This is a genomic window from Rhodococcus sp. Leaf225, from assembly GCF_001426145.1.
In the GTDB taxonomy this organism is placed as follows: Bacteria; Actinomycetota; Actinomycetes; order Mycobacteriales; family Mycobacteriaceae; genus Rhodococcoides.
Genome location: NZ_LMRN01000009.1, coordinates 321,796 through 346,794 on the forward strand (window position 1 = coordinate 321,796; position 24,999 = coordinate 346,794).

Below are 24,999 nucleotides of genomic sequence, written 5' to 3' on the forward strand. Positions count from 1 at the left end.
CGTCAGCGCACCGACGACTCCACGGTGGCGCGGGCTCCGCGAGTGTGCAGGGAGTCGAGAGCCGACGTGTAGGCGTCGACGAAGCGCGGATCGTCCACCAGATCCCCGAACAACTCCCGGTTCCGCACGAACGCGAGGGGGTCCTCGCGCTGCTGCCGAGCCAGCGGGGTGAGCGTGTCCTTCAGACGGTCGACGATCTCGATGGGCTCACCCTGCTCGTCGACACCCTCGGCGTAGCGCGCCCAGCTCGCGATCACCGTGGCGGACAGTGCGACCGGCCCTCCGGACCCGAGGTTCGTGCGCACCACCGGGACCAGCCACTTCGGGATCCGGTCCGACGACTCGGCGCAGAGCCGGGCCACGGTGTCCCGGATCTCCGGATTGGAGAAGCGCTCGATCAGCGTCTTCTTGTACTCGGCCAGGTCGATTCCGGGAACCGGTTGCAGCGTGGGAGTGGCTTCCTCGTCCATGTAGCGCAACAGGAACTCGGCGAACAGTGCGTCCTGCGTGACGTCGTGCACGAGCCGGTAGCCACTGAGGTATCCGACGTAGCAGAGGGCCTGATGGCTCGCGTTGAGCAGGCGCAGCTTCATCAGCTCGTACGGTGTGACGTCGTCGACGACCTGCACGCCCACGTCCTCGAACGGCGGCCGGCCGAGGGTGAAGTGATCCTCCAGCGCCCACTGGGTGAACGGCTCCGCGGCCACGGGCCACTGGTCCGCGAGGTCGTACCGTGAGGCGAGCTGGTCGACGACGTCGGGTGTGGTGACGGGCGTGATGCGGTCGACCATGGAGTTGGGGAACTGCGCGGTGTCCGTGATCCACTGTGCCAGTGCGGGATCCTTCAGGCGGGCGAACGCGGTGAAGGTCGATCGGGCGATGTGTCCGTTGCCCTCGATGTTGTCGCACGACATGATGGTGAACGGCGCGAGCCCGCGATCCTTCCGGCGGGACAACGCCTCGCACACCAGTCCGAAGGTCGTGCCCGGTACCGCATCGGGTGCCAGATCCGCTCGCACAGCCGGGTTCTCGGCGTCGAACTCGCCCGTGGTGGCCGAGAAGTTGTAGCCGCCCTCGGTGACGGTGAGAGAGACGATGCGGGTGTCGGCGTGGGCGAGCTTCTCGATCACCGCCTCGGGATCGTCCGGCGCGAAGAGGTACTCGGTGATGGATCCGATGACCGAGGTGTCCCACGAGCCGTCGGAGTGCCGCAGTGCCAGGGTGTAGAGACAGTCCTGGGCGTCCATGACGTCCTTCATACGGCGATCACCCGGCAGCACGCCCACGCCGCAGATGCCCCAGCTCGACGCGGACTCGAAGTCGGTGCGGAGCAGCCGGTCCACGTACATCGCCTGGTGCGCACGGTGGAAGCCGCCGACGCCGAAGTGGACGATCCCGGTGGTGATCGCCGAGCGGTCGTACCGTGGCACGTCCACGTCGTCGGGAAGCTGGGCGAGGGTGGCAGCGGACAGCTTCACGAGAGGGTCTCCTGACTGGGTGTCACGGTGACGACAGCCTTGATGCTGCCGTCGGTGCGGTCGTGATTCAGTGCGTCCTCGACATGATCCAGGTCGAACCGACCCGTCACCATGCTGTCGAGCTCGACTCGTCCGGTGCGGACGAGTTCCAGTGCGGTGGGCCAGGTGTCGGCATAGCGGAAGACGCCGGTGACCCACAGTTCCCGGTTCTGGATCACGGACACGGGAATCGGGTACTCGTTTCCGCCCATGCCCACGAGCACCACTCTGCCCGCAGGGCGCACGGCGCGCATCCCGTCCTGCACTGCGCGGGGTGCGCCCGACGCGTCGACGAACACGTCGACGTCGAGGTCGTGCACCGACTCGTCCGCCGGGTCGATCACGCGGGTCGCCCCGTACCGCGTGGCGTTGGCGCGGCGGTCGGCCGAGATGTCCGACACGACGATCTCCGTGGCGCCGAAGGCGCGTGCGACCTGCGCCGTGAGCACTCCGACCGGCCCGGCGCCCGCGATCAACACTCGCGAGCCGCCGGTGATCCCGGCCTTGCGTGCGGTCGCGATGGCCACCGACAGGGGCTCGAAGAGGGCCGCGGCGTCGTCGGACACGTCGTCGGGGACGTCGTGCGCGAACGTGGATCCGATGGTCACGTACTCACAGAGGGCACCGTCCACGGGAGGGGTCGCATAGAACTCCATGTGGGGGCACAGGTTGTAGTGGCCCGATCGGGTCTCGCGACTGTCGGGATCGGGTCGTTGCGGCTCGATGGACACTCGCGACCCGACTCGCCGAGGGGAGACGCCGTCACCGACGGCGACGATCACACCCGACGCCTCGTGGCCCAGAACGAGCGGCGACTCGACGACGAAGTCGCCGATGCGACCCTCGCGGTAGTAGTGCGCATCCGATCCGCAGACCCCGACGGATGCCACCCGGACGAGGACGTCACCTGCGTTCGGCGTCGGCACAGGTCGCGTCTGCGTCTCGATGTGTCCCGGTTCGGTGAGAACTGCGGCACGCATGGAATCGACTGTTGTGTGGATCACACCTGGATGTTAGCTTAAGTGAGCAGATGAACACCAGGTGAGCAGATGCTCACCTCGACGACCGGGAGCGACATCGTGACGACGCCGAGTTCGAGCGACGAGCTGAGGCTCGCGCTGCGTGCGGCGACGATGTACCACGTCGAGGGCGCGACCCAGGCGGAGATCGCCACCAAGCTCGGTGTCTCCCGTCCCACGGCAGGTCGACTCGTCGCTCGGGCTCGGGCGAACGGGCTCGTGCGCATCGAGATCCACGTGCCCGAGGAGATCAGCGGATCGGTGCACACCGATCTCGAACGTCGACTCGAGGAGCGGTACGGCCTGGACGAGGCGCTGGTGGTCACGTCGACCATCGACGACGCCGGCGGTCGGTACGACGCGGTGGGGCGCGCCGCGTCGGGCATCCTCACCCGGCGCGTGCAGCCTGCTCACACACTCGGTTTCACGTGGGGGCCGGAGACGGTTGCGGTGGCGCAGTCGCTCCAGGGAGGCGGCAGCCGCTGCGCCCGCGTGGTGCAGCTGGACGGATCCATGAGCACCGCGGACTACCAGACCGGTGTCGACTTCGTCCTCACCCGCTGCGCCGAGCAACTGCAGGCGACGCCGATGCGGCTCAACGCCCCTCTCTACGCCGACCCGGCGACAGTCGTCGCGCTGCAACAGGACTCGCTGATGTCCAAGGCGCTCGACGCCGGACGCACCGCGGACCTCATGTTCTTCGGACTGGGCCCGGTGTCGACGTCGACGACGCTGTTCGAGGGAAGCTTCCTCGACGCCGACCTCCTGTCCGAACTCGATCGACTCGGTGCGGTCGGTGAGATCGGCGGTCGGTTCTTCGACTCCGACGGCGCCGACGTCGACAGCTCACTGACCGACCGCACGGTCTCGGTGCCGCTGGACGACATCCGGAACTGCGCCACCACGCTCCTCATCTCCGGCGGTGCGCGCAAGCACGCCGCGATCCGGGCCGCTCTGCGCGGCCGTCTCGCCACCGTCCTGGTGACCGATATCGCCTGTGCTCTGGACCTTCTCGACGAGCACGGCAGCAACCCCATGAAGGAATCGAGGTAGTACCGACGTGACATCACGATTCGTCCCACTCGCCGCCCTCGCCGCAGCCACCGTGCTGACGGCGAGCGGCTGCGCGGGCGCGGGATCGTTCGGAGGTGACGGTGGCGGCACGACCATCACCGTGGCCATCGTCTCCAACTCGCAGATGTCCGACGCGATCTCGCTCGCACCGGAGTTCGAGGCCGAGAACCCGGGTGTGAACCTGAAGTTCGTCTCGCTGTCCGAGAACGAGGCGCGCGCGAAGATCACGGCGTCGGTGGCCACGGGCGGTGGTGAGTTCGACGTGGTGATGATCAGCAACTACGAGACGCCGCAATGGGCCGAGAACGGGTGGCTCACCAATCTGTCCGAGTACGCGCAGGCCACACCGGGATACGACGAGGACGATTTCATCCCGTCTCTCAAGGAGTCGCTGTCCTACGAGGGAAGCATGTACTCGGTGCCGTTCTACGGTGAGTCGTCCTTCCTCATGTACCGCAAGGACCTGATGGAGGAAGCAGGCATCACGATGCCGGCCGAGCCCACCTGGGACCAGGTGGCCGAGGCCGCCGCGACACTCGACCGTCCGGGCATGTCCGGCATCTGCCTGCGTGGCAAGCCCGGCTGGGGCGAGGTGCTCGCGCCCCTCGACACCGTCATCAACGCCTTCGGCGGCCGGTGGTACGACGAGAACTGGAACGCGCAACTCGACAGTCCGCAGGTCGAGGAAGCCGTGCAGTTCTACGTCGACCTGGTCCGGTCGCACGGACAGGCCGGCGCGGCGACGAGCGGTTTCAGCGAGTGCGGAACGCAACTCGCACAGGGCAACACGGCCATGTGGTACGACGCCACCTCGGCGGTGTCGGTGCTCGAGGACCCCACGTCGAGCAACGTCGTCGGCAAGATCGGGTACGCCAAGGCCCCGTCGGCGGCAAAGGGCGACAACGGGTGGCTGTACTCCTGGTCGCTCGGCATCCCGACGACGTCGGAGAGCCCGGACGACGCCTGGAAGTTCGTGTCGTGGATGACGAACAAGGAGTACCTGAAGAAGGTCGGCACCGAGCTCGGCTGGGAGCGGGTGCCACCGGGAAGCCGGTTGTCCACCTACGAGATCCCGGAGTACAAGGAGGCATCGGCCGCCTTCGGTCAGGTCACGCTCGACTCGATAAACAATGCCGATCCGCTGAACCCGACGGTCGATCCGGTGCCGTACACCGGCGTCCAGTTCCTCACCATCCCCGAGTTCCAGGATCTCGGCACTCGGGTCAGTCAGCAGATCAGCGCCGCCGTGGCAGGACAGATCAGCGTCCAGGACGCGCTCGCTCAAGCGCAGCAGTACGCCGAGGTGGTCGGCAAGACGTATCAGGAGGATCAGTGATGACCACGACCGAAATCGGCTCGGCGAGATCCGAGACGCCGTTCGTTCCTCGCGAACGGGTGATCTCGAAGGCGGAGGGGTGGCGGCGCCGCGGTCCCCTGCTGCCGGCCATGGTCTTCGCGATCGTCGTCACGCAGATCCCGTTCCTGTTCACGCTGTACTACTCGACGCAGTCGTGGAACCTGGTGCGCCCCGGATCGCGGGAGTTCAACGGTCTGAACAACTACGTGGACGTGTTCCGGGACAGCCAGTTCCGCTCGGTCGCGTTCAACACGGTGATCATGATCGTGGGCACGGTGATCATCTCGGTGGCGCTGGGCCTGGTGCTCGCACTGCTGCTGGACCGTAAGTTCATCGGCCGCAGTCTGATCCGCACCCTGCTGATCACTCCGTTCCTCATCACCCCGGTCGCCGGTGCACTGATCTGGAAGACCACCATGTTCGACCCGGTGTTCGGCCTCATCAACTTCGTGCTCAGCCCGTTCGGGGTCGACCAGATCGACTGGGTCTCGCGGTTCCCGCTCGCCGCGGTCATGACCAACCTCGTCTGGCAGTGGACCCCCTTCATGATGCTGCTCATCCTGGCGGGACTGCAGTCGATGCCGAAGGACATCGCGGAGGCGGCGCGGGTGGACGGCGCCGGGCCCGTCGCACTGTTCCGCGAGTTGACGTTGCCGCATCTGCGACGCTTCATCGAGCTCGGAGCGGTCCTCGGCGCCATCTACCTCATCAACACCTTCGACGCCGTCTACATGATGACGTCCGGCGGCCCGGGTGTGGCGTCGTCGAACCTGCCGTTCTACATCTATCAACGAGCGTTCCTCGGCTTCGACATCGGCCAGGCCGCGGCCATGGGCGTCGTCACCGTGGTGGCCACCATCGTCGTCAGCACACTGGCGCTGCGACTGATCTTCACGAGCTTCAGCGGGAAAGAGGAGGCTGCCTGATGAGTACCACCACCGAGCGGAGCGCCGGCAGCGGAACTCCGAGCGTCACCGCGCCGATCACACGCAAGAAGCGATGGGGGCCCGGATCGATCTGGTCCTTCGTCGCCTGGGTCGCCGGCATCGCCTTCTTCTTCCCGGTCCTGTGGATGGTCATCACCGGGTTCAAGCAGGAAGCCGATGCGTACACCGCGACGCCGAAGATCTTCTTCACCCCGACCCTCGACCAGTACCGCGGCGTTCTCGAGAGCGGCATCGGCACCACGCTGCTCAACTCGGCCTTCGCGACCGTCGTGTCCACGATTCTCGTTCTGCTGCTGGGTGTCCCGGCTGCATTCGCCCTGTCGCTGCGTCCCGTGAAGAAGACGCAGGACGTGCTCTTCTTCTTCATCTCGACGAAGATGCTGCCGGTCGTGGCGGCCATCGTGCCGCTGTACGTCATCGTCGGCGACATCGGTCTGCTCGACAACATCTGGGCGCTCATCATCCTGTACACGGCGATGAATCTGCCGATCGCGGTGTGGATGATGCGGTCGTTCTTCCTCGAGGTCCCGAGCGAGTTGCTCGAGGCCGCGAGCATGGACGGGGCCTCGCTGTGGACATCGGTGCGGGAGGTCATCCTGCCGCTGGTCTCGCCCGGCATCGCGGCCACGTCGCTGATCTGTGTGATTTTCTCGTGGAACGAGTTCTTCTTCGCCGTCAACCTCACCGCCGTTCAGGCACAGACGATTCCGGTCTACCTCGTCGGCTTCATCACCGGGCAGGGCCTGTACTGGGCCCAGCTCTCCGCCGCTGCGACGTTCGCAGCCCTCCCCGTCGTCCTCGCCGGATGGTTCGCGCAGAACAAGCTCGTGCGCGGCCTGTCCTTCGGCGCCATCAAGTAGGAGAAAGAACCATGGCTGCAATCTCGTACAAGCAAGCGTCCTGCATCTACGACGGCGCCGACAAGCTGGCGGTGGACTCGCTCGACCTCGACATCCAGGACGGCGAGTTCGTCGTCCTGGTCGGCCCGTCGGGCTCCGGGAAGTCCACCGCGCTGCGGATGCTCGCCGGTCTCGAGGAGATCGACGGCGGTGCCATCGAGATCGGCGGGAAGAACATGGTCGGTGTGCCGTCCAAGGACCGCGACATCGCGATGGTGTTCCAGAACTACGCGCTCTACCCCAACAAGACCGTCGGCGAGAACATGGGCTTCGCGCTCAAGATGCGCGGGGTCAGCCTCGAGAAGCGTCAGGCCCGCGTCGCCGAGGCGGCCCGACTCCTCGACCTCACCGAGTACCTGGATCGCAAGCCCGGCAAGCTCTCCGGCGGTCAGCGGCAGCGCGTCGCCATGGGCCGCGCGATCGTCCGTGAGCCCCAGGTGTTCTGCATGGACGAGCCGCTGTCGAACCTCGACGCCAAACTGCGGGTACAGACACGCACGCAGATCGCCGCGCTGCAGCGTCGGCTGGGGACGACCACCGTGTACGTCACCCACGACCAGGTCGAGGCCATGACGATGGGCGACCGCGTCGCGATCCTCAAGGACGGCAAGCTGCAGCAGTTCGCCGCGCCGACCGAGCTCTACGACCACCCGGTCAACGCCTTCGTGGCCGGATTCATCGGCTCGCCGGCGATGAACCTGTTCACGGTGCCCGTCGTGTCCGGCGGCCTGAAGGTCGGTGAGCGCACCGTCCCCCTCGAGCGCGACCAGCTCACCGCCATCGCCGCCGCGGGACTCGACGAGGTGACCCTCGGCCTGCGTCCAGAACAGCTCGCGATCGGCTCCGCGGACGACGACGGACTGCTGGTCACCGTCGACCTCGTGGAGGAACTGGGCAACGAGAGCTACCTCTACGCCAGCTTCGACGACACCCGGATCCGCGCCTCGGACGGCACACCGGCCACGATCGTGGCACGCTCTCCCAGGAGGGCACCCGCGCGGATCGGCGAGAAGGTCACGCTGACCAAGCAGGAGGGCACCGCGTACCTGTTCCACCCGACCTCGGGGGAGCGGATCGGGGCCTGAGCAGCAGGGGGCAAGACTCGGGTGTGGGAACGTGCCGGGAAGACCGTTCCCACACCCGTCCACCGTCGCGGGACCTCGCATGTGAGCGTGCGGCCACAGGATTGCCGGTGATTCTGCGGATCGGCAGAGTGTTCGTCGATCGCGTGTACTCACACTCGCCTGCGGGCTGTCGGTTCCTGTGGGCGTGGTCGAGCAGCACGTCCGCCGCGTCTCGCGGGTGACTCCAGGGCCACCAGTGCTTCGCGTCGACCTCCGGGACGGTCAGGTCCGGCACCCGGCGGTCGACGTCCTGGACCGGTCGACACGTTTCAGCGCACGGCACGAGGGTAGTTCGAGGCACTCGCTCTCGACACAGGAAATTCTCATGGCCCGTGCCACCCTTGCCCACCTGCTCCACGATGTCGGACTCGCGGCCTGGTTCGGCGGAACCCTCGCCAATGCCGTCGCACTGAACGAGGCGTCGTCGAACACCGACACCGCCGCCTCCACCGGGGCTGTCACCAACAAGGGATGGGATCGGTGGACGCCGGTCAACGCCGCGGCCATCGGTGTCCATCTCGCCGGTGCGACAGCACTGCTGAAGAACGACTACGGACGTCTGAAGGCGCAGGACGCGAGCGAGCAGTTCCGTCCCGAGGAGGTCACTCGCGGCGTAGTGTCGCGCATCGTCGGCTGATCGCCCGATCCGCGAGGTCTGTCCGGGTCGCAACCGCAGAGTGGTGATGACGTGGCAACGACACCGGACGACGACACCGACGCGGGAGCCGACCAGCGCACTCCGCTCGTGCGTCCGCCGAAATTGCGGACCGAGGCCGATCGCGGCGCGACCCGGTTGGAGCTGTTCTTCGACCTCGCCTACGTGCTGGTCGTGCACCAACTCGCACTCGCACTGAAGGACGACCTTCGCTGGCAGGGCATCGCCGAGTTCGCGGGAATCTTCGCCGTCACGTGGTGGTCCTGGGTGACCACCACGTTGTACGCCAACAGGTTCGACACGAACGACGTCCTGTACCGATTGCTGAAACTCGCCGCCACCTTCGCCGTGGCGGTGATGGCCGCCAGTGCCGCGACGGCGGTGGGCGGCGACGGGACCGTCGCCTTCGGAGCCGGGTACATCGCGACGCGGGTGATTCTCGCCGGTCTGTATCTTCGCGCACGGCGGCACATCCCCGACGTCCGCGTCACGATCGATCTGTACCTCGCGGCCACCGGCGTCAGTGTCGTGATCTGGACGGTCTCGCTGCTCACCCTGTCACCGATCACCTACGTGCTGTGGGCGGTGGGAATCATGGTGGAGGCCGCGGCGCCGTTCGCCGCGACCCACTGGGGACCGGATGTTCCGCTGCACCTCGAGCATCTGCCGGAGAGGTTCGGGCTCTTCGTCATTCTCGTTCTCGGTGAGTCGATCTCGGCTGTGGTGCTCGGGATGCACGACACCCACTGGATGTTCTCGTCCGTCGCCGTCGCGGCACTCGGATTCACGATCGCTGCAGCCGTGTGGTGGATGTACTTCGACATCGGCGGCGCGGAGGCCAAGACGGAGATCCAGGACGACGAGCGGGTGGTGGGCAGTGGCCGTGCCGACGGGTACGTCTACGGGCACCTCCCTCTCACCCTGGGTGTCGCTCTCCTCGGCGTCGGGATCCAGCAGTACGTCCTGCATCCCGTCGGCGAACTGACCGATGCCGGGCGCTGGTCCCTGTCCGGTGGGGTGGCGCTGTTCGTCGTCGGGATCTGCGCCGTTCTCGGCTGGAGTTCCGGCGACTGGAGAACGGTGTTCCCGTGGCCGGCGCTGGCCATTCCCGTCGTCGTCGTGCTGGGTCTCGTCGACACCAGGCTCCCGTTCGCCTCGGCCATCGTCCTCGCTGTCGGCGCGATCACGGCCGTCGTCACCGGGGTGATCCGTCGGCGCCGCAGTTCGGTCGACACGACCGAGACCTGACGCCGGGGCTATCGGTCCCGGCCGGCGTGGTCGAGCAGCACGTCCGCCGCGTCTCCCGGGTGACTCCAGGGCCACCAGTGCTTCGCGTCGACCTCCAGGACGGTCAGGTCGGGGACCCAGCGGTCGACGTCCTGGACCAGATCGGGGGAGAGGAAGCGATCCTTCAGCGGAACCACGACGAGTGTGGGTACGTCGCACCGCGGTGGTGGCCCGGACAGCATGCGCCGAATGATGTTGGCGCGATAAAGCTCGACACCGCGCTGCATGTTCAGCGGATCCGCGGCGGGAGCGGGGTCCGCGGGACCGGACTGGACGAACAGAGTCGGAACGTACTTTCCCAGGACCGGCACGTGGAAGCCCCAGATGTACCACGACCGGGCGAGCTGACCGAGCACCGACGGCCACTGGGTGGGCCGCAGTCCGCGCCGACGCGACGTCTCGCGGAGGTGGTCGATGCTGGGACCGGAGACGGAGGTGAACGATCCGAACACCTCGGCGGCGCGGGGATCGCGCATCGGCTCCCACATCTGCACCGAACCCCAGTCGTGGGCGAAGGCGTGGACCGCTCCGCGGAGATCGGGGATCGACTCGACCACCGCATAGGTGTCGTCGGCCAGGCGTTCGATGGCGAACGACTCGGACCGTTCCGGGTGCTCGACGACGGTGCGGCCACCACCGCGCGTGTCGTAGGCGATGACGCGGGCGCGATCACCGATGGCGTCGATCATCGGGTGAAACATGGTGTGGTCGTCCGGATACCCGTGCACGAGCAGCACCGTCGTGTCCGACTCCGGATCGCCGTACTCGAACACGGCCAGTGCGGCACCCGTCGAGTGAGCGGTCCACCTGCTGTGCGGCTCGGTCATCCTGCCTCGCTCCTTCTGTACAGCGACTCTCCTCGGAGCAGTCGCGCGACGAGGTGCAGCCGCACCTCGTCCTGCTCGGGCTGCGGATGCACCACGGCGGAGAGGGCTTCCCCGTCGAGGAGGTGTACCACCGTGAAGAGCACCGTATCGAGTTCCGCCGCGGGAATCGTGCCCGCGATCGGCAGCGAGCGTCCGAGGTCGGTGATCTCCTGGTGGTAGCGCACGGTGAACGGAACGAGACGCTCCCGCAGTGCATCGTCACTCCGGGCGGCGATGAGCAGCTCGTACCAGGCACCGTTGATCGGCGCCCGGCACGCGGCGCGCAGCAACGTCAGGCAGTGCTCGACGGACGCCGAGCCGAAGCCGGACAGCCCGGCGCGGAACTCCTCGAACTGGCGCCTCCGGACCTCGTCCGCCGCGGCCACGACGAGATCGAGACGGGTGGCGAAGTGCCGGAAGAGCGCACCCGACGACACTCCCGCGCGGGTCACCACCTCGTTGACCGTCGTGGCGGCGTAACCCTTCTCGCACAGCGACGCGATGGTCGCGTCGAGGAGTCGCGCGATGGTGTCGGTGCGGCGCTCTTCCTGCGTTCGTCTCACACGGACACGGTAGTGGCCGCAGGTGTCCTCACCCCCGCTCGCAGGAATCGGCCCGCCCGCTCGGACACCCCGAACCAGGAGGCGAATCGGCCCTCGCGATACGCGACTCGTCCGCCGACGAGCGTCGCGGTGACCGCGGTGTCGTTACGGTTGACCATGCGGCTGAGACCCCCGAATTCCGGCATCGTCTCCTCGTTGTACGCGTCGACCTCGTCCGTCAGGCCGGCGGGATTCACCACGACGATGTCGGCGCGATCGCCGAGACGCAGGTGGCCGGCGTCGACGCCGTAGAAGTCGGCGAGCTCGCCGCTGAGCTTGTGAGCCGCCTGGCCGACCGTCAGGAACGACTCGCGGGCGTCGTTCACGCGCCGCAGCAGGCGGATGCCGAAGTTGTAGAACGCCATGTTGCGCAGGTGCGCCCCGGCATCGGAGAACCCCACCGTCACACCGGGCTTCGTGATCAGCTTGTCCATCTGCTTCTGGCGATGATTGGCGATGGTGGTGTGCCAGCGTAGTTTCCGGCCGTGCTGGACCACCAGGTCGAGGAAGGCGTCGACGACGTGGATCCCCTGCTCCCGTGCCAACTCTGCGATGTTCTTGCCGATGACGGACGAGTCGGGGCATTCGGTGATGATGACGTCGCCGAAGTCTCGGTGCCACACACGGGAGGAGAACTTCTTCTCGAAGTCGGCGCGGAACCAGCGTCGATACGCCTCGTCCTTCAGCAGTTCGTTACGGCCGAGCTCCTCACGAAGGTGCAGAGCTGCTCTGCCGGAACCGAATTCCTCGAAGACGACCAGGTCGATTCCGTCGGAGTAGACGTCGAACGTCGTGGGCAGGTGCTGCCAGCGGAACTGCCCCTTGCCCGGTCCGTTCACCGCAGCGGCCAGCGGACCGAAGATGTGGTGGATCCACGGCGAGGCCTTGGCGTCGGCGGCGGCCAGCAGCGAGACCTTCAGTGCGCGTCGGCCGATGCCCGTCGCGGCGCCGAGGAAGAACACCATGTCGTACTTGGTGTTCAGGTTCGGAATGCTCTGCAGCAGACGGCCGCGGCGACGCAGGATCTTGTGCAGACGCCGGAACTCCGACCACGACGCGTAGGACGACGGCAGCGAGCGCGAGCGGTATCGATCCCCGTCCAGCTTGTCCCAGGGATTGGTCATCGTGGACATGCCGAGCATGCCCGCGTCGAGTGCCTTCTCGAGAGCGTCCGCCATCTGCGCCGTCTCCTCGCGCGTCGGTCGCTGGGAGCGGTCGGTCGACCGGTCGAGTCCCATGACGTGGGCGCGCAGGTCCGAGTGCCCCACCAGCGCAGCGATGTTCGGTCCGAGCGGGAGGCGCTCGAGCGCGGCGATGTACTCCTCCGGGCCCGACCAGGTCTTGTGCGTGTCGACGGCCTTGAGCACGTGATCGCGGGGGAGGGCCTCGACGCGGCTGAACAGGTCGGCGATGTCGACGGGAGTGGAGTACAGGGTGGAGAGCGAACAGTTGCCGAGTAGCACCGTCGTCACGCCGTGGCGCACCGACTCGCTCAGGCCCGGCCCCACCAGGACCTCCGCGTCGTAATGAGTGTGCACGTCGACGAATCCCGGCATGACCCACTGGCCGGTGGCGTCGATGACCTCGGTGTCCGGTCCGATGTCGAGCGCGTCCGAGGACACGGCACGGACCACGCCGTCGACGATGCCGACATCGCGGCGAACTCCCGGCCCACCATCTCCGTCGAAGACGGTCCCGCCGCTGATCACCACATCGAAGTGCGACTCGTTCATGTGACCTCCATCACTGTGCGATGGGCTCACCGTAACTTAGAGAGTGATCACTCGCAATAGTGGGACTTCGTCCCCCGTGCGCCTTTTGCGCATCTCCGGATACGCAAAGGGCGCACGGGGCCGAAGGCCACTCAGAACGCGAGTGGACGGTGCGACTCGCGAACATAGGTCCAGGTCGAAGACGGACGCACCAGCCCCGCCGACTCGAGGTCCACACCGTCGTCGGTGATCGTCGAGGTCAGGAAGGTGCGGTCGGACTCCTCGAGGGCACGGGACTGCACCTCGGCGAACGCCTCGATCGCGATGCGGTGGTACTCGTCGAGCGGGTTCTGTCGGCCGAGTGCCCGGAGATGAATGCTCTCGCGGACATCGCCGAGGTGCGCCAGGTAGTCGGACCACGCGCGGTCGAGATGGTGGAGAACGATGCGCCGGGCGGCGCGTACGCGGGCGTCGGAGTCGACGGCCTCCAGTTCCGCGGCACGCTCGGGATTACGGGTGGCCAGCAGGTCCCACGCTTCGTCGGTGCCGAGCAGCGCGGCCCGACGCGTGTCGAGAATGTCGCGGTGCTGGGCGGTCAGCTGGTTGTACCGCCAGGTGGACGCGTGGGTGTCGAGCATCGCGCCCTCCGCGACGCGCTGCGCGTGGTCGATGCGCTTGGCCGCGACCTCCGTCTCGAGGAAACCCGTGTCGTCGGGGTGGCCGGGTCGGTCGCTCTTCTCGAGATAGCGCGTCACCAGCGAGTCGTCCCAACTGGCGAAGAACACGGAGCGGCCCGGATCACCCTGTCGCCCCGCGCGTCCCCGTAGTTGGTTGTCGAGGCGCTCGGTGACGTACCGCGCGGTGCCGATCACGAGTAGGCCGCCGAGGTCGGTCACGCCGTCCCCGAGCCTGATGTCGGTGCCGCGGCCGGCGATCTGCGTCGAGACGGTCACCGCATCGCGCAGTCCGGCCCGCGCGATGATCTCGGCCTCCTCCGCGTCGTTCTTCGCGTTGAGGGCGACCACCGGCACTCCGGCGTCCTCGAGCCGGGCGGCCAGCGATTCGGACTCCTCGACGTCGTGCGTCCCCACGAGCACGGGCTGCCCCGTGGCGTGGGCTTCCAACACCGCGGCGACGACGGCCGCGTTCTTCTCGGGAGCGGTGGCGTACACGCGGTCGACCTCGTCGACGCGGACAAGCGGCTCGTTCGGCTCGACCACCGACACCCCGAGGCCGTAGAACGTCCGAAGCTGTTCTCCTGCTGCGAGAGCCGTTCCGGTCATTCCGCACACGCGACGGTACCGACCCATGAGGGCCTGCACGGTGATGGTGTCCAGGACCTGCCCGGTCTCCGTGCGCGCCAGGCCTTCCTTCGCTTCGACCGCGGCCTGGAGACCGTCCGGCCAACGCTGCAGCTCCGCGACACGGCCGCGGGAGGCGTTGACCAGCTGTACCCGACCGTCCCGCACGATGTAGTCGACATCCCTGCGTACCAACACCTCTGCGTGCAGGGTGAGATTGACGCGCACCAACGTGGTGCCGACGTGCTCCTCGCTGTACAGATCGATCCCGCCCAGTGCGTCCTCGAGCTTCTCGGCCCCGGCATCGGTCAGGAACACGTTGCGACGCTCGGCGTCGACCTCCCAGTCGGTGTCCGCGTCGAGGGATCGCACGGCGTCGAGCACGTCGTCGGCCGACACGTCCTGATCGATCGAACCGGCGAGAACCAAGGGCACCAGAGCTTCGTCGACGAGCACCGAGTCGGCCTCGTCGACGACGGCGACGTCCGCGGTCGGGGAGACGAGCAATTCGACATCGTCCACCAGATGATCGCGCAGCACGTCGAAGCCCACCTCGTTGACCGAGGCGTAAGTGACATCGCACCCGTAGGCAGCGCGCCGCTCGTCCGCCGTCGACTCCGCCGTGATCCACCCGACCGTGACTCCGAGAGCGTCGTAGAACGGGCCCATCCACTCGGCGTCGCGTCGAGCGAGGAAGTCGTTGACCGACACCACGTGCACGTCCCTGCCCTGCAGCACGTAGGCGGCGGCCGCGACGGCGCCGGAGAGCGTCTTCCCCTCACCCGTCGCCATCTCGATCACGTCGCCCTCCAGCAGCCGTACGGCTCCGTAGAGCTGAGTGTCGAAGGGGCGCAGGGACAACGCGCGATCGGACGCCTCGCGGGCGAGCGCGAGGAACGCGGGCACGTCGAAGGAGCCGGCTCCGCGCAGACCGTCGGCCGCGGCACGCAGACCGTCCGCGTCGAGGTCGCGGTGGCGGTCCTCGAGCGCCCGGGCGGCATCCACGGCACCTCGCGACCGCGCATGCCCCTTCGCGACCGAACGACCGAGCAGGGACCAGAACCGTGACGCCATGTTCGCCAGGCTACCGACGGGCCCGTAGGTGCGGCCGCAAGCCGTGTGCACACCCCCAGCGGTGAGCGCACACGGTCTGCGGCCGGTGGATATGGGTGTGCGGTCACCGGAAGGGGTGCGCACACCCATTGTCGCCGCGCGTCCGACGCGGGAACCGCCTCACCTGAGACGGACGGCTTCGAGAGGACGACGTTCACCATGGTCACAGTGGGCATCGCATGGCTGCGCGACGTGCGTTGATCGAAGGTCCAGGCCACCGACGGGCCGTCATGCAGGAGTGATGCGCCGACTGGGGAGTGGGCTCGAGTACACGACGTTGGTGGTGATGGAGCCGAGGGTGGCGAGCCGGCCGGTGACGCGTTCGAGATCCCGCATCGAGCGGGCGAGGACCTTGATGATGAAGCAGTCGTCACCCGTGACGTGATGCGCCTCGATGATCTCCGGAGTGGATGCCACCAGCGCGTCGAACGGACCGTAGTTGCCCGACGGGTACGCCAGGCGCACGAACGCAGAGACCGTGTAGCCGAGCGCCTCGGTATCGACAGTGACGGAGTAGCCGGTGATCACGCCGATGTCGGTCAGGCGGCGGACGCGGTCGGCCGTCGCGCTCGACGACAGGTTCACCACTCGGGCCAGATGTGCAACGGTCGCGCGCCCGTCACTCTGCAGCTCGTCCAGCAGTCGCCGGTCGATCTCGTCGACTTCGGGGTGTGGATCACGCGGCACAATGGAAACGATACCGGCCGATCGATGCCGTTTAGTGCGATCAGCCGGTGATCGCCACTTCTCCCAGTCGCCCGAACAGGATTGGCTGAGGTCATGGAAAAGACACCGTCCGCCGCCGACTTCTTCGCCGCGAAACTGAGGTTCGAGACAGATCCCGCCGATCTTGCCGCCGAGCGATCCCGTGGTGCGGGGCCGCTGATCATCGACGTTCGTTCGGACGCGTCCTGGAGTGCGGGACGCATTCCCGGAACGGTGCACATCGTCGGGGCCGATCTGGGCACGCGCATCGCCGAGGTGGAGCCGGATCGCGACGCCGACATCGTCGTCTACTGCTGGGGACCGGGATGCAACGGCAGCACCCGAGCGGCCCTGGCGCTCAGTCGCCTCGGCTACTCCCGCGTGCGGGAACTGATCGGAGGATTCGAGTACTGGGCACGGGAAGGTTTCGCCGTCGTGTCCGACACCGGACGTACACGGCGAGCACCCGATCCGCTCACCGCTCCGACGACGTGACCTCACTCAGCCACCTGGACACGAGCTCGACGGCCTCCGGCGCGGCCACGGCCGTCGCGTGGTCGTACCCGCGGAGCTCCTCGTACTCGGCGCCGGCGATCAGCGATGCGGTGCGACGGGTGTCGTCGATACGCTGGACGTCGCGGGAGCCGACGTAGAACAGAGTCGGCGCCGTGGTGGCGCGGACGGCGTCGTCGGCGATACCGGGATCGTCGTCCGATGCCCGGAAGTAGGCGGCCAACGCTTCGGAGTCGTTGCGCAGGAACGCGGCTCGAGTGCCGGAGTCGACCGGGAAGCCGCGGCGGTTCGCCCACTCGTCGACGAACCCGTCCATTCCCCGTTCGGCGAGGACGTCGGCGCTGCCGTCGAAGAACAGGCTGTCCAGCGCGCCCTTCTGCGGCCCCGATCCGGCTCCGCCCACGACGAGTGATGCGACACGCTGGGGAGTGCGGGTGACCAGATTGAGGCCGGACCGCCCGCCGAACGAGTAGCCGACGTAGTGCGCGGCGGCCACGTCCGCCGCGTCCAGGACGGCGACCAGATCCTCGCTGACACGGTCCATCGAGTAGGCCTCGACGTCGCGAGGAGCCTCGCTCCGGCCATGTCCACGCTGGTCCACGAGGATCAGGCGGTACCGGTCGCGCAGCGCACGGACGTAGCCGAAGGTGCGCCAGATCTGGTGCGACAACAGGCTGCCGTGCACCAGCATCACCGGCGGGCCGGTGGGGTCACCCGTCACCGACCAGGCGATGCGGGTGCCGTCCACCGGGTTCGTCGCGAAGTCCACGGTGCCATGGTCGCAGGTGGGCGATCTCAGGTGGACGTCGAGGTGAGCCCGTCGGCGGTCAGATCGACCCGCCGCGTGATGCCCAGCGCATCGAGGAACGCCTCGTCGTGGCTGACCACGATCAGGGCTCCCTGATACGACGACAGCGCCGTGCTGAGGTGCGTCCTGGACGCGACGTCGAGATTGTTCGTGGGTTCGTCGAGAATCAGCAACTGCGGTGCCGGATCGGCCAGCAGCAGCATCGCGAGGGCCGCGCGCACCCGTTCCCCGCCCGACAGGGTGTGCACCACCGCGTCGGCCCGCCGACCGCGGAAGAGGAAGCGAGCGAGTCGAGTTCGGACGTCGGTGATCGACGTGTCCGGTGCCGCGAGGCGGACGTTCTCCACCACGGACGCGTCGTTGTCGAACACGTCGAGGGATTGCGGCAGCACCGCGGTCGGCACCGACGGCGCCAGAGATCGCAGGAGAGTCGTCTTGCCGACTCCGTTGTCCCCGACGAGCGCGATGCGTTCCGGGCCCATGATCGTGAGTTCGACCGTCCTGTCCGGGTACCGACCGTCCAGATCGAGCAGCATCTCGCCCGTCGACGCCACCGACTTCGACGCGTGCACCGCCGTCTCGGGCAGATCCACCACGATCTCGGTGTCGTCACGAATCATCTCGTGCGCCTCGTCGGCGCGGGCGCGGGCATCCGCCACGCGGTCCTCGTGTCCGATGCGGTACTTGGCAGCCGACTCCTGTGCGGCGCTGCGCCGGTTGTGGGCGACGATCTTCGGTACCCGCTTCTCGCGAGATGCCTTCTCTCCCATCCGTCGCCGGTGGGCCACGGTGGTCTGCGCCTCGACCAGATCCCGCTTCTGCCGGCGCAGATCCTGATCGGCCGACCGCGCCGCGGCCCGCGCCGCCTCCTGCTCGCCCTCCACGACGCTCCGGTAGTGCGTCCAGTTGCCGCCGAACATCCGGAGCGACGCGGGCGACGACCGTACCGAGTGGAGTTCGGCGATGTCGTCCATGGTGTCGAGCAGGCCCTGGTCGTGACTCGCGACGACGACGGCGCCGGAGAACTCGTCGAGTACTCGTCCCAGAGCGGAGCGAGCTCGTCGGTCCAGGTTGTTCGTCGGTTCGTCGAGAAGCAGGACGGAGGGCCGCCGGATCACCTGACCGACGAGTGTGACGAGCGTCGACTCGCCCCCCGACAGGGTTCTCATCGGTCGATCGAGATCTGCTGCCGTGCCCAGACTCTCGCCGAGGCCGGCCGAGTCGAGCAACGCGAGAGTGCGCTCCTCGACGTCCCAGTCCGTACCGACGACGGTGAAGTCGTCGGGATCGGTGCTGCCGTGCTCGATGCGTGCCAGGGCCCGTCGGACGTCTCCGATGCCGAGGAGATCGGCGACGGTGTCCGAGACGTTCGTGACCACCTGCTGGGGAAGATGGCCGACGGTGCCGGTGACGCGTACGGACCCGCGCTGCGGTCGATACCGCCCGGTGATCAGGTGCAGCAGAGTGGATTTGCCCGCTCCGTTGGTGCCGACGAGGCCGGTCCGGCGCGGCATGAACGATGCGTCCAGGCCGTCGAGGACAGGCCGGCCGTCGGGCCAGGAGAAGGTGAGATCGGAGAGAACGACGGAGGGTGATACTGACATGGAGCACCTCGAGAGGAGTGTCGTGCCACCGCGACGTGCGCGTCGGTGGGATCCGCACTACTTACGAGAGGAGCAACTGCCTGTCCGTTCGTCGGGGACGATGAGCTACCAACTCTAGGTCGGCAGCGCAGAACGGTCAACAGAGATGTCGAATACGGCTGTGAATCAGTCGGTCTCGTCGTCCTGAGGGTGAGTGTTCCGGACGTCGGGTCCCTGGGCCCGCAGGTCGTCCACCTTCGCCATGGCCTCGCGCAGTTCTGCGAGCCACGGGTCGATGTGGTCTCCGGTCAGGCGTACGGCCCAGGCGAGCGCGTCGGCGCGCGAGCGTGCGACGCCGGCGTCGACGAGGGTGTCGAGCACCTTGCGCTCCGGCTGACGCAGTCGAGTCATGACCGGCACCGCGAGGTGGGTGAAGAGGGTGGTGTCGCCGTCGATGGTGACACCCCAGGCGACTTTGCGGCCGTAGCGTGCCTCGGCCTCGTCGGCGATACGCATGCGATCGTCGCGGGTGGACTCACGGAATCGAGCGATGCGGCCCTCGACGCCGGCATCGGACTCGGGGGCGTTCAGCTCGCCGATCACGACGATCTCCTCGCGGTCGACCTCGACCGTGGCGGTGCCGTCGAACCAGTCGTCGGGCAAGCGGCCGAGGAACCACTGTTCCGCATCGCCTGCGTCGGGTACGTCTTTCTGCTGCCATCCGCCGGGCCGGCCGACGCGTTCGCCGCGCTTTGCGCCGCGACCGCGGCCGTGTCCGTGGGGTCCACCGCGCCGGGGTGCGTCACCTCGACCGAAGGGACTGGAGGGTCGTTCTCCGAAGGGGAAGGTGTCATGGGGATTCATGATGTTCTACTTTCGTCAGTGACGCGATTACTTGATTACAACGCCAGTGATTACAAGATTACATACGTCGCGCCGAGCGTCAAGAGTTCGTCGCGTCGTGTGACCGACGGATCGGTGGGGCACTATCAGTGCGTGCCTTCGCTGATGTCTCGACCGTCCCGCCGATTCGGCCCCTCCACCAGCAGCGGACTCCGTCTCGCCGCCGCGACCATCGCGGTCGCGCTCGCCGCCACCGCGTGCAGTGCCGACGAGCCCCCGGCGTCCCGTGTGACGGCCGATCGGTTCGCCGAAGCGCTGAGCACACAGAACGTGGGCGCCGCGGCAGAGTTGACCTCGGATCCGGCGGCAGCGACCGCGGTGCTCACCCAGATGTACGACGGACTCGGCGGTGGCGGAACAGTCACGGCGGCACCGCGGTTCACGGTGAGTCAGGCAGACGACGAGCAGCAGACGTTCACACTGTCCGCCTCCTGGTCCTTTGCACCGCCCGAGGATGCGGAGGCACCCGCGACCGGCACCGCATCCGCGACGGCGACCACCACGGCAGCTCCCACCACGTCGGCCCCGGCGGACGCGGAACGCGTCTGGACCTACACGACGACCGGATCCGTCGCCGACGGCGGACAGGGGCTGAAGGTCACCTGGAACCCGGGTGTCGTCGTACCGGGCCTGACTCCGGAGACGACGGTTCGGTACACGCCCGTCACCGCGTCGACCGCGCCTCGCGTCGTCGACACCTCGGGAGCGCCACTCATGTCGCAGCAGGTGGTGACGCTGGTGAATCTCGACCAGACCGCCGATCCCGGCGCCGTCGCGGCACTGGTGTCGCCGTTCGCGCCGACGGTCACGGCGGAATCCCTTCGTGACGCGCAGTCGAGCGCTCCGTCGGTGACGGCCGTGAGCCTGCGGCAGGAGGATCTCGCCCCCATCGAGTCTCTGCTCTCCGCCTTGCCCGGCGTCACTCTGGCGCCGCAGACGCGGCTCCTGACCGAGAATCGCGCACTCTCCTCTCCCGCGCTGAACGACGTGGCGCAGCTGTGGCAGGAGCAGCAGGACGCCACCGCCGGGTGGGCCGTGCAGTTGGTGGCCGCCGACGGTTCCGTCGCCCAGCGGGTGACCGGCGTCGAGGCGACCGTCGGCCCGGACATCCAGGTCACGCTCGACACACTGTTGCAGCTCAAGGCGGAGAACGCTCTCGCGTCGACAGCGAACGCCGCGGCCGTCGTGGCGATCCGGCCCTCCACCGGAGACGTCGTGGCCGTCGCGCAGAACTCGGCCGCGGACGCGCAGGGCCCGATCGCCCTCACGGGCCTGTACCCGCCGGGCTCCACCTTCAAGACCGTCACCACCTCGGCGGCACTGCAGGCGGGCACCGTCACCCCCACGACCGTGGTGCCGTGCCCCGGATCCGCGAACATCGAGGGCCGGACCATCCCCAACGACGACAACTTCGACCTCGGATCGGTTCCGCTCCAGACGGCGTTCGCGCGTTCGTGCAACACCACCATGGGTCAGCTGGCCGTCGATCTGCCCGACGACGCGCTGCAGCAGGCGGCCCTGCAGTTCGGGCTCGGCGTCGACTACCTGACACCCGGGCTCACCACCGTGACCGGCAGCGTTCCGCCCGCGACGACGTCGGCCGAGCGCGTCGAGAGCGCGATCGGGCAGGGCACCGTCACCGCGTCCCCGTTCGGCATGGCCCTGGTCGCGGCGTCCATCGCGGACGGATCCACCCCGTCGCCGACCATGATCACCGGACGACCCGGTACCGCGGATCGCACCGTCGCAGCCCCGCCGGCGGAGGTGACCGACCAGCTGCGCGCCATGATGCGGGAGACGGTCACCGCGGGTACGGCGACGCAGTTGCAGGACATCGACGGACTGCTCGGTAAGACCGGCACCGCCGAGGTGGCGAGCGGCCCGGCGCACGGCTGGTTCGTCGGCATCCGCGGTGACCTGGCGTTCGCCGTGTTCGTCGAGGGCGGCGACTCCTCCGCGCCGGCGCTGACGGTGGCGGGGTCCTTCCTGCGCTGAGTGGCCTTCGGCCCTGTGCGCCTTTTGCGCACCCCTGGATACGCACAAGGCGCACGGGGTGACCGGATCGTGACCGGTCCGAGTGCTCACCGTGCTGTGTTACTGGTGTGACTCATGTGATTATTGGGGCATGGTTCTGCGTTCCGGGTACGTCGTCGCGCTGCTCGCAGTGTTCGTGTCGCTCGCGACTGTCGCCTCGTTCGTGGTGAACAAGCCTCGCAGTGAGGCGGCGGTGCTGGTGGACCGGTTCGTCGCCGCCCTCGATCAACGTGACGTGGCCGCGGCCGCCGCGCTGACCTCCTACCCCAATGCCGCGGCCCAAACGATCGGCGCCATGTTCGACTCGATGGGGCCCGGAGTCTCGACGAGCCGCATGTCGCAGTACATCGGCCTGGACGACGAGTCCGGCTTCTTCACCGTCGACTCCACCTGGTCGTTCGGCGAACCCCGCGGCCAGGACTCGCGCGAGTGGCGCGTCACCACCCAGGGGTCGACGCGCAAGCTCGGCGTCGGCTGGCGCATCTCGTGGGATCCGTCGATCCTCGCCCCGGAACTGCGTGCCGGTGGGTCCGTCCGCTACGCCCGCACCGATGCACCCGCACCGCGCGTGCTCGACGCCTCGGGCGCCGTGATGATGGCGGAACAGAACGTCGCCTCCGTGCGGCTCGATCCCTCCGCGACCTCCGACCTGGCCGACACGACGTCCCGCCTCGCCGACGTCATCGACGTCGTGGCGCCGCTGATCACGTCCGAGTCGCTCCAGGCCGATGTCGCGGCGGACCCCGGTGCCGTGATCACCGCCGTGAACCTGCGTGCCGACGACTACGCCGTGCTGGAGGACGACCTGCGTGCGATCCCCGGTGTGGTCCTCTACGCGGAACCCAAGCTCATCGCCGGTGACCGGCGGCTGACGTCGCCGGTGCTGGACTCGCTGCGGACCGTGTGGCAGGACTCCCGCGACGCCACCGCGGGCTGGGCTGTCGAGGTCGCGGACACCGACGGCGAGACCACCCGCCTGGCAGGTTTCCAGGGTCCGGGATCACCCGACATCACGTCCACTCTCGACCCGGCCGTGCAGCTCGCTGCGGAGACCGCCGCCGTCAGCGTCGGGACCCCGGCCTCGATCGTGGTCATGAAGCCCTCCACCGGCGCCGTCGTCGCCACCGCGCAGAACAGTTACGCCAACGACGAGGGCACGCCGGCGTTCACGGGCCTCTACCCCGCCGGGACGCTCGTGGACGTGATCCAGGCGTCGGCCGATCGCCAGAAGATCGGATTCTCCGACGCCGCACGCCAGTTCGGCTTGGGCACCTCCTTCGACATCCCCGGTCTCGACGCCGTCACCGCCTCGCTCCCCGACGGCCAGTCGGCGGTGGACCAGTTCCGCGGTGTCAGCCGGACGTCGTCCGTGTCCGGCATGACGGTGACACCCTTCGGCCTCGCCGAGATGGCGGCGGCCGTCGCTCGCGGATCGGCACCGGCTCCGATGATCGTCGGCGGCGCACCGGCGACGGTGTCCGGTGCGGGCTCGCCCGTCGCCCCGGCCGTGCTGACCTCGCTGCGGAACACACTGCGTGACAACGCCCGCAGCGAAGGTGTCAGCGATCCGTCGGTCACCGGGCTCGCCGGGGACAACGGAGACGATCGCTGGTTCCTCGGCACCAAGGGCGATCTGGCCTTCGCGGTCTACATCGAGGACGCCGACGGAACCGATGCCGCGGCGCGCATGACGAACATGCTGATGCGCGAGATGGCCTCGCCGTCGGAGTGATCACCGGCTTGCTACGTTTCACCCCGTGACCGTCACCGAGTTCGTCCTGCTGATCGCGGCGGGCTTCGGTGCCGGAGTCATCGGCTACATCACCGGCCTGGCGTCGCTCGTGTCGTACCCCGCGCTGCTGGCGGTGGGGCTGCCACCGGTCGCGGCCAACGTGACCAACACCGTGGCGCTCGTCGGGGCCGGTGTGGGTGCCACCGCGTCGTCGGTCAAAGAGCTTGCCAAGAGCGGTCGTTCGCTGCTCTGGCTCACCCTGTGGGCCGCGCTGGGCGGCATCGCGGGAGCCGTCGTCCTGCTGCGCGCGCCGGGGGAGACGTTCGAGGCGGTCGTGCCGATCCTGGTCGTTCTCGCATCCGTCGCCATGCTGCTGCAGCCGCGGATCCGCGTCCTCGCCGGTGACCGGACGTTCCCGGTGCTGTATCCGAGCGCGATCTTCCTCGTCGCGATCTACGGCGGCTACTTCGGCGCGGGTGCGGGCGTCATCTTCATGGCCCTGACGCTGATCTGCACGGCCGAACCCGTCTGGCGCGCAACGCTCCTCAAGAGCTACCTGCTGGGTGTGGCCAACCTGGTCGCCGCGGTGATATTCGCGTTCTCCGGCCAGGTGAACTGGCTCGCCGCACTGGCGATGGGAATCGGCACCATCGCCGGGGGAACGCTCGGCCCGCGCATCGTGAGACACCTTCCGCCGAATCCGCTCCGGATCGCCGTGGTGCTGTGCGGGTTCGGCCTCGCAGCGTGGCTGTGGCTGGGCTGAGGAACTGTGTGGGTCAGGCGCGACGACGCTGCGCGAGGCGGGCGACGAGACGCCACCCGAGCAGGAACACCGCCAGCGTCACCGTCGCGACCACGATGAAGCTGAAGGCCGTTCCCTCGCCGGACACCTGCCGCAGCACCATGCCCACGACCACGGCGCCGATCCACGCGAGCACCCCGGTGGGGACCAGGGACACCGCGACGAACTTCTCGCGGTACAGCGCGTAGGTCACCGCCCATCCCACGGCGAGGCCGACGAGGAACGGCCAGGCCGTCGACAGAGTGCCCCCGACGGTCACGCCCTCCTCGTGGCTGCCTCGGCCGATGGCGCTGAAGACGAGGACGAGAACGACGTCGATCACCGCCGGCACTGCGAGGGCCGACAGGGAGGGAGTGCGGGTGCGCGCGGGCATGCCACCAGACTACGAGGCGCCGAGACGCGGAAAGACCCGCACCGGCGCCGGCTGTGCGTGCGTCGAGCGGGTC

At 68.1% G+C, this 24,999-nt stretch carries 22 protein-coding genes; 11 read left to right on the plus strand and 11 right to left on the minus strand.

Going from position 1 to position 24,999, the window contains the following annotated elements; translation table 11 throughout:
• Nucleotides 1-2: 2 nt before the first annotated feature.
• A complete protein-coding gene (locus ASG69_RS05895) occupies nucleotides 3-1,478 on the minus strand; it encodes a mannitol dehydrogenase family protein (RefSeq protein ID WP_056441163.1) in 1,476 nt (491 codons plus the stop codon).
• A complete protein-coding gene (locus ASG69_RS05900; RefSeq protein ID WP_056441166.1) occupies nucleotides 1,475-2,497 on the minus strand; it encodes an NAD(P)-dependent alcohol dehydrogenase in 1,023 nt (340 codons plus the stop codon). Before ASG69_RS05900 ends, ASG69_RS05895 begins: the two co-directional genes overlap by 4 nt.
• A gap of 69 nt (nucleotides 2,498-2,566) precedes the next feature.
• On the opposite strand from ASG69_RS05900, the gene ASG69_RS05905 reads away from it, so the two are divergent.
• The 7 genes from ASG69_RS05905 (at nucleotide 2,567) to ASG69_RS05935 (ending at nucleotide 9,840) form a co-directional block, all read left to right on the plus strand.
• On the plus strand, nucleotides 2,567-3,589 hold the full coding sequence (locus ASG69_RS05905) for a sugar-binding transcriptional regulator (protein WP_056441169.1): 1,023 nt from the start codon (nucleotides 2,567-2,569) through the stop codon (nucleotides 3,587-3,589).
• 7 nt (nucleotides 3,590-3,596) lie between these two features.
• Nucleotides 3,597-4,946 (plus strand): ABC transporter substrate-binding protein, encoded by a 1,350-nt coding sequence (locus ASG69_RS05910; RefSeq protein WP_027506155.1) that lies wholly within the window; start codon nucleotides 3,597-3,599, stop codon nucleotides 4,944-4,946.
• On the plus strand, nucleotides 4,946-5,893 hold the full coding sequence (locus ASG69_RS05915) for a carbohydrate ABC transporter permease (RefSeq protein ID WP_056441173.1): 948 nt from the start codon (nucleotides 4,946-4,948) through the stop codon (nucleotides 5,891-5,893). Before ASG69_RS05910 ends, ASG69_RS05915 begins: the two co-directional genes overlap by 1 nt.
• A complete protein-coding gene (locus ASG69_RS05920; RefSeq protein ID WP_027506157.1) occupies nucleotides 5,893-6,774 on the plus strand; it encodes a carbohydrate ABC transporter permease in 882 nt (293 codons plus the stop codon). Before ASG69_RS05915 ends, ASG69_RS05920 begins: the two co-directional genes overlap by 1 nt.
• A gap of 11 nt (nucleotides 6,775-6,785) precedes the next feature.
• Nucleotides 6,786-7,898, plus strand: coding sequence for an ABC transporter ATP-binding protein (locus ASG69_RS05925; protein WP_027506158.1), 1,113 nt, complete (start codon nucleotides 6,786-6,788; stop codon nucleotides 7,896-7,898).
• Between the two features lie 364 nt (nucleotides 7,899-8,262).
• On the plus strand, nucleotides 8,263-8,574 hold the full coding sequence (locus ASG69_RS05930) for a hypothetical protein (protein ID WP_200933790.1): 312 nt from the start codon (nucleotides 8,263-8,265) through the stop codon (nucleotides 8,572-8,574).
• Between the two features lie 51 nt (nucleotides 8,575-8,625).
• Entirely contained in the window at nucleotides 8,626-9,840 is a 1,215-nt protein-coding gene (locus ASG69_RS05935) for a low temperature requirement protein A (protein ID WP_056441175.1), read from the plus strand.
• Nucleotides 9,841-9,848: 8 nt separating this feature from the next.
• Here ASG69_RS05935 and ASG69_RS05940 read toward each other — a convergent pair whose 3' ends face one another.
• The 5 genes from ASG69_RS05940 to ASG69_RS05960 all read right to left on the minus strand — a co-directional run bounded on the left by ASG69_RS05940 (nucleotide 9,849) and on the right by ASG69_RS05960 (nucleotide 16,160).
• Nucleotides 9,849-10,706 carry an alpha/beta fold hydrolase gene (locus tag ASG69_RS05940; protein WP_056441179.1) on the minus strand — a complete coding sequence of 286 codons (858 nt, stop codon included), beginning with the start codon at nucleotides 10,704-10,706 and terminating at the stop codon, nucleotides 9,849-9,851.
• Complete coding sequence (locus tag ASG69_RS05945; RefSeq protein WP_027506160.1) at nucleotides 10,703-11,308, minus strand: TetR/AcrR family transcriptional regulator; 606 nt, start codon at nucleotides 11,306-11,308, stop codon at nucleotides 10,703-10,705. The genes ASG69_RS05940 and ASG69_RS05945 overlap by 4 nt, the downstream gene beginning before the upstream one ends.
• Nucleotides 11,305-13,080, minus strand: a complete 1,776-nt coding sequence (locus tag ASG69_RS05950; RefSeq protein ID WP_056441181.1) for an N-acyl-D-amino-acid deacylase family protein — start codon at nucleotides 13,078-13,080, stop codon at nucleotides 11,305-11,307. Before ASG69_RS05950 ends, ASG69_RS05945 begins: the two co-directional genes overlap by 4 nt.
• 131 nt (nucleotides 13,081-13,211) lie before the next feature.
• Nucleotides 13,212-15,434 (minus strand): accessory Sec system translocase SecA2, encoded by a 2,223-nt coding sequence (gene secA2, locus ASG69_RS05955; RefSeq protein ID WP_056441185.1) that lies wholly within the window; start codon nucleotides 15,432-15,434, stop codon nucleotides 13,212-13,214.
• Nucleotides 15,435-15,701: 267 nt separating this feature from the next.
• Complete coding sequence (locus ASG69_RS05960) at nucleotides 15,702-16,160, minus strand: Lrp/AsnC family transcriptional regulator (protein WP_056441188.1); 459 nt, start codon at nucleotides 16,158-16,160, stop codon at nucleotides 15,702-15,704.
• A gap of 93 nt (nucleotides 16,161-16,253) precedes the next feature.
• Between ASG69_RS05960 and ASG69_RS05965 the strand changes: the two genes are divergently transcribed.
• Complete coding sequence (locus ASG69_RS05965) at nucleotides 16,254-16,673, plus strand: rhodanese-like domain-containing protein (protein ID WP_056441192.1); 420 nt, start codon at nucleotides 16,254-16,256, stop codon at nucleotides 16,671-16,673.
• Here ASG69_RS05965 and ASG69_RS05970 read toward each other — a convergent pair.
• The 3 genes from ASG69_RS05970 to ASG69_RS05980 form a co-directional block, all read right to left on the minus strand.
• A complete protein-coding gene (locus tag ASG69_RS05970) occupies nucleotides 16,654-17,460 on the minus strand; it encodes an alpha/beta fold hydrolase (RefSeq protein ID WP_056441194.1) in 807 nt (268 codons plus the stop codon). The genes ASG69_RS05965 and ASG69_RS05970 overlap by 20 nt on opposite strands.
• 26 nt (nucleotides 17,461-17,486) lie before the next feature.
• Nucleotides 17,487-19,103 (minus strand): ABC-F family ATP-binding cassette domain-containing protein, encoded by a 1,617-nt coding sequence (locus ASG69_RS05975; RefSeq protein WP_056441197.1) that lies wholly within the window; start codon nucleotides 19,101-19,103, stop codon nucleotides 17,487-17,489.
• Nucleotides 19,104-19,268: 165 nt separating this feature from the next.
• Nucleotides 19,269-19,946 carry a hypothetical protein gene (locus ASG69_RS05980; protein ID WP_235578865.1) on the minus strand — a complete coding sequence of 226 codons (678 nt, stop codon included), beginning with the start codon at nucleotides 19,944-19,946 and terminating at the stop codon, nucleotides 19,269-19,271.
• Between the two features lie 132 nt (nucleotides 19,947-20,078).
• On the opposite strand from ASG69_RS05980, the gene ASG69_RS05985 reads away from it, so the two are divergent.
• From ASG69_RS05985 to ASG69_RS05995, 3 genes are all read left to right on the plus strand, one after another.
• Nucleotides 20,079-21,980, plus strand: a complete 1,902-nt coding sequence (locus ASG69_RS05985) for a penicillin-binding transpeptidase domain-containing protein (protein ID WP_235578866.1) — start codon at nucleotides 20,079-20,081, stop codon at nucleotides 21,978-21,980.
• Nucleotides 21,981-22,110: 130 nt separating this feature from the next.
• Nucleotides 22,111-23,751: a hypothetical protein gene (locus ASG69_RS05990; protein ID WP_056441199.1), complete on the plus strand. Its 1,641-nt coding sequence runs from the start codon at nucleotides 22,111-22,113 to the stop codon at nucleotides 23,749-23,751.
• Nucleotides 23,752-23,776: 25 nt separating this feature from the next.
• Nucleotides 23,777-24,514, plus strand: a complete 738-nt coding sequence (locus ASG69_RS05995; protein WP_056441202.1) for a sulfite exporter TauE/SafE family protein — start codon at nucleotides 23,777-23,779, stop codon at nucleotides 24,512-24,514.
• 13 nt (nucleotides 24,515-24,527) lie between these two features.
• Here ASG69_RS05995 and ASG69_RS06000 read toward each other — a convergent pair whose 3' ends face one another.
• Nucleotides 24,528-24,926 (minus strand): DUF3054 domain-containing protein, encoded by a 399-nt coding sequence (locus ASG69_RS06000; RefSeq protein ID WP_056441205.1) that lies wholly within the window; start codon nucleotides 24,924-24,926, stop codon nucleotides 24,528-24,530.
• Nucleotides 24,927-24,999 lie beyond the last annotated feature (73 nt).

Excerpts from the sequence above, each read along its gene's own strand:
- ASG69_RS05900 (WP_056441166.1), bottom strand. The coding sequence starts at position 2,497 with ATGCGTGCCGCAGTTCTCACCGAACCGGGACACATCGAGACGCAGACG.
- ASG69_RS05905 (WP_056441169.1), top strand. The coding sequence starts at position 2,567 with ATGCTCACCTCGACGACCGGGAGCGACATCGTGACGACGCCGAGTTCG.
- ASG69_RS05915 (WP_056441173.1), top strand. The coding sequence starts at position 4,946 with ATGACCACGACCGAAATCGGCTCGGCGAGATCCGAGACGCCGTTCGTT.
- ASG69_RS05920 (WP_027506157.1), top strand. The coding sequence starts at position 5,893 with ATGAGTACCACCACCGAGCGGAGCGCCGGCAGCGGAACTCCGAGCGTC.
- ASG69_RS05925 (WP_027506158.1), top strand. The coding sequence starts at position 6,786 with ATGGCTGCAATCTCGTACAAGCAAGCGTCCTGCATCTACGACGGCGCC.
- ASG69_RS05930 (WP_200933790.1), top strand. The coding sequence starts at position 8,263 with ATGGCCCGTGCCACCCTTGCCCACCTGCTCCACGATGTCGGACTCGCG.
- ASG69_RS05940 (WP_056441179.1), bottom strand. The coding sequence starts at position 10,706 with ATGACCGAGCCGCACAGCAGGTGGACCGCTCACTCGACGGGTGCCGCA.
- ASG69_RS05950 (WP_056441181.1), bottom strand. The coding sequence starts at position 13,080 with ATGAACGAGTCGCACTTCGATGTGGTGATCAGCGGCGGGACCGTCTTC.
- secA2 (WP_056441185.1), bottom strand. The coding sequence starts at position 15,434 with ATGGCGTCACGGTTCTGGTCCCTGCTCGGTCGTTCGGTCGCGAAGGGG.
- ASG69_RS05965 (WP_056441192.1), top strand. The coding sequence starts at position 16,254 with ATGGAAAAGACACCGTCCGCCGCCGACTTCTTCGCCGCGAAACTGAGG.
- ASG69_RS05975 (WP_056441197.1), bottom strand. The coding sequence starts at position 19,103 with ATGTCAGTATCACCCTCCGTCGTTCTCTCCGATCTCACCTTCTCCTGG.
- ASG69_RS05980 (WP_235578865.1), bottom strand. The coding sequence starts at position 19,946 with ATGAATCCCCATGACACCTTCCCCTTCGGAGAACGACCCTCCAGTCCC.
- ASG69_RS05990 (WP_056441199.1), top strand. The coding sequence starts at position 22,111 with ATGGTTCTGCGTTCCGGGTACGTCGTCGCGCTGCTCGCAGTGTTCGTG.
- ASG69_RS06000 (WP_056441205.1), bottom strand. The coding sequence starts at position 24,926 with ATGCCCGCGCGCACCCGCACTCCCTCCCTGTCGGCCCTCGCAGTGCCG.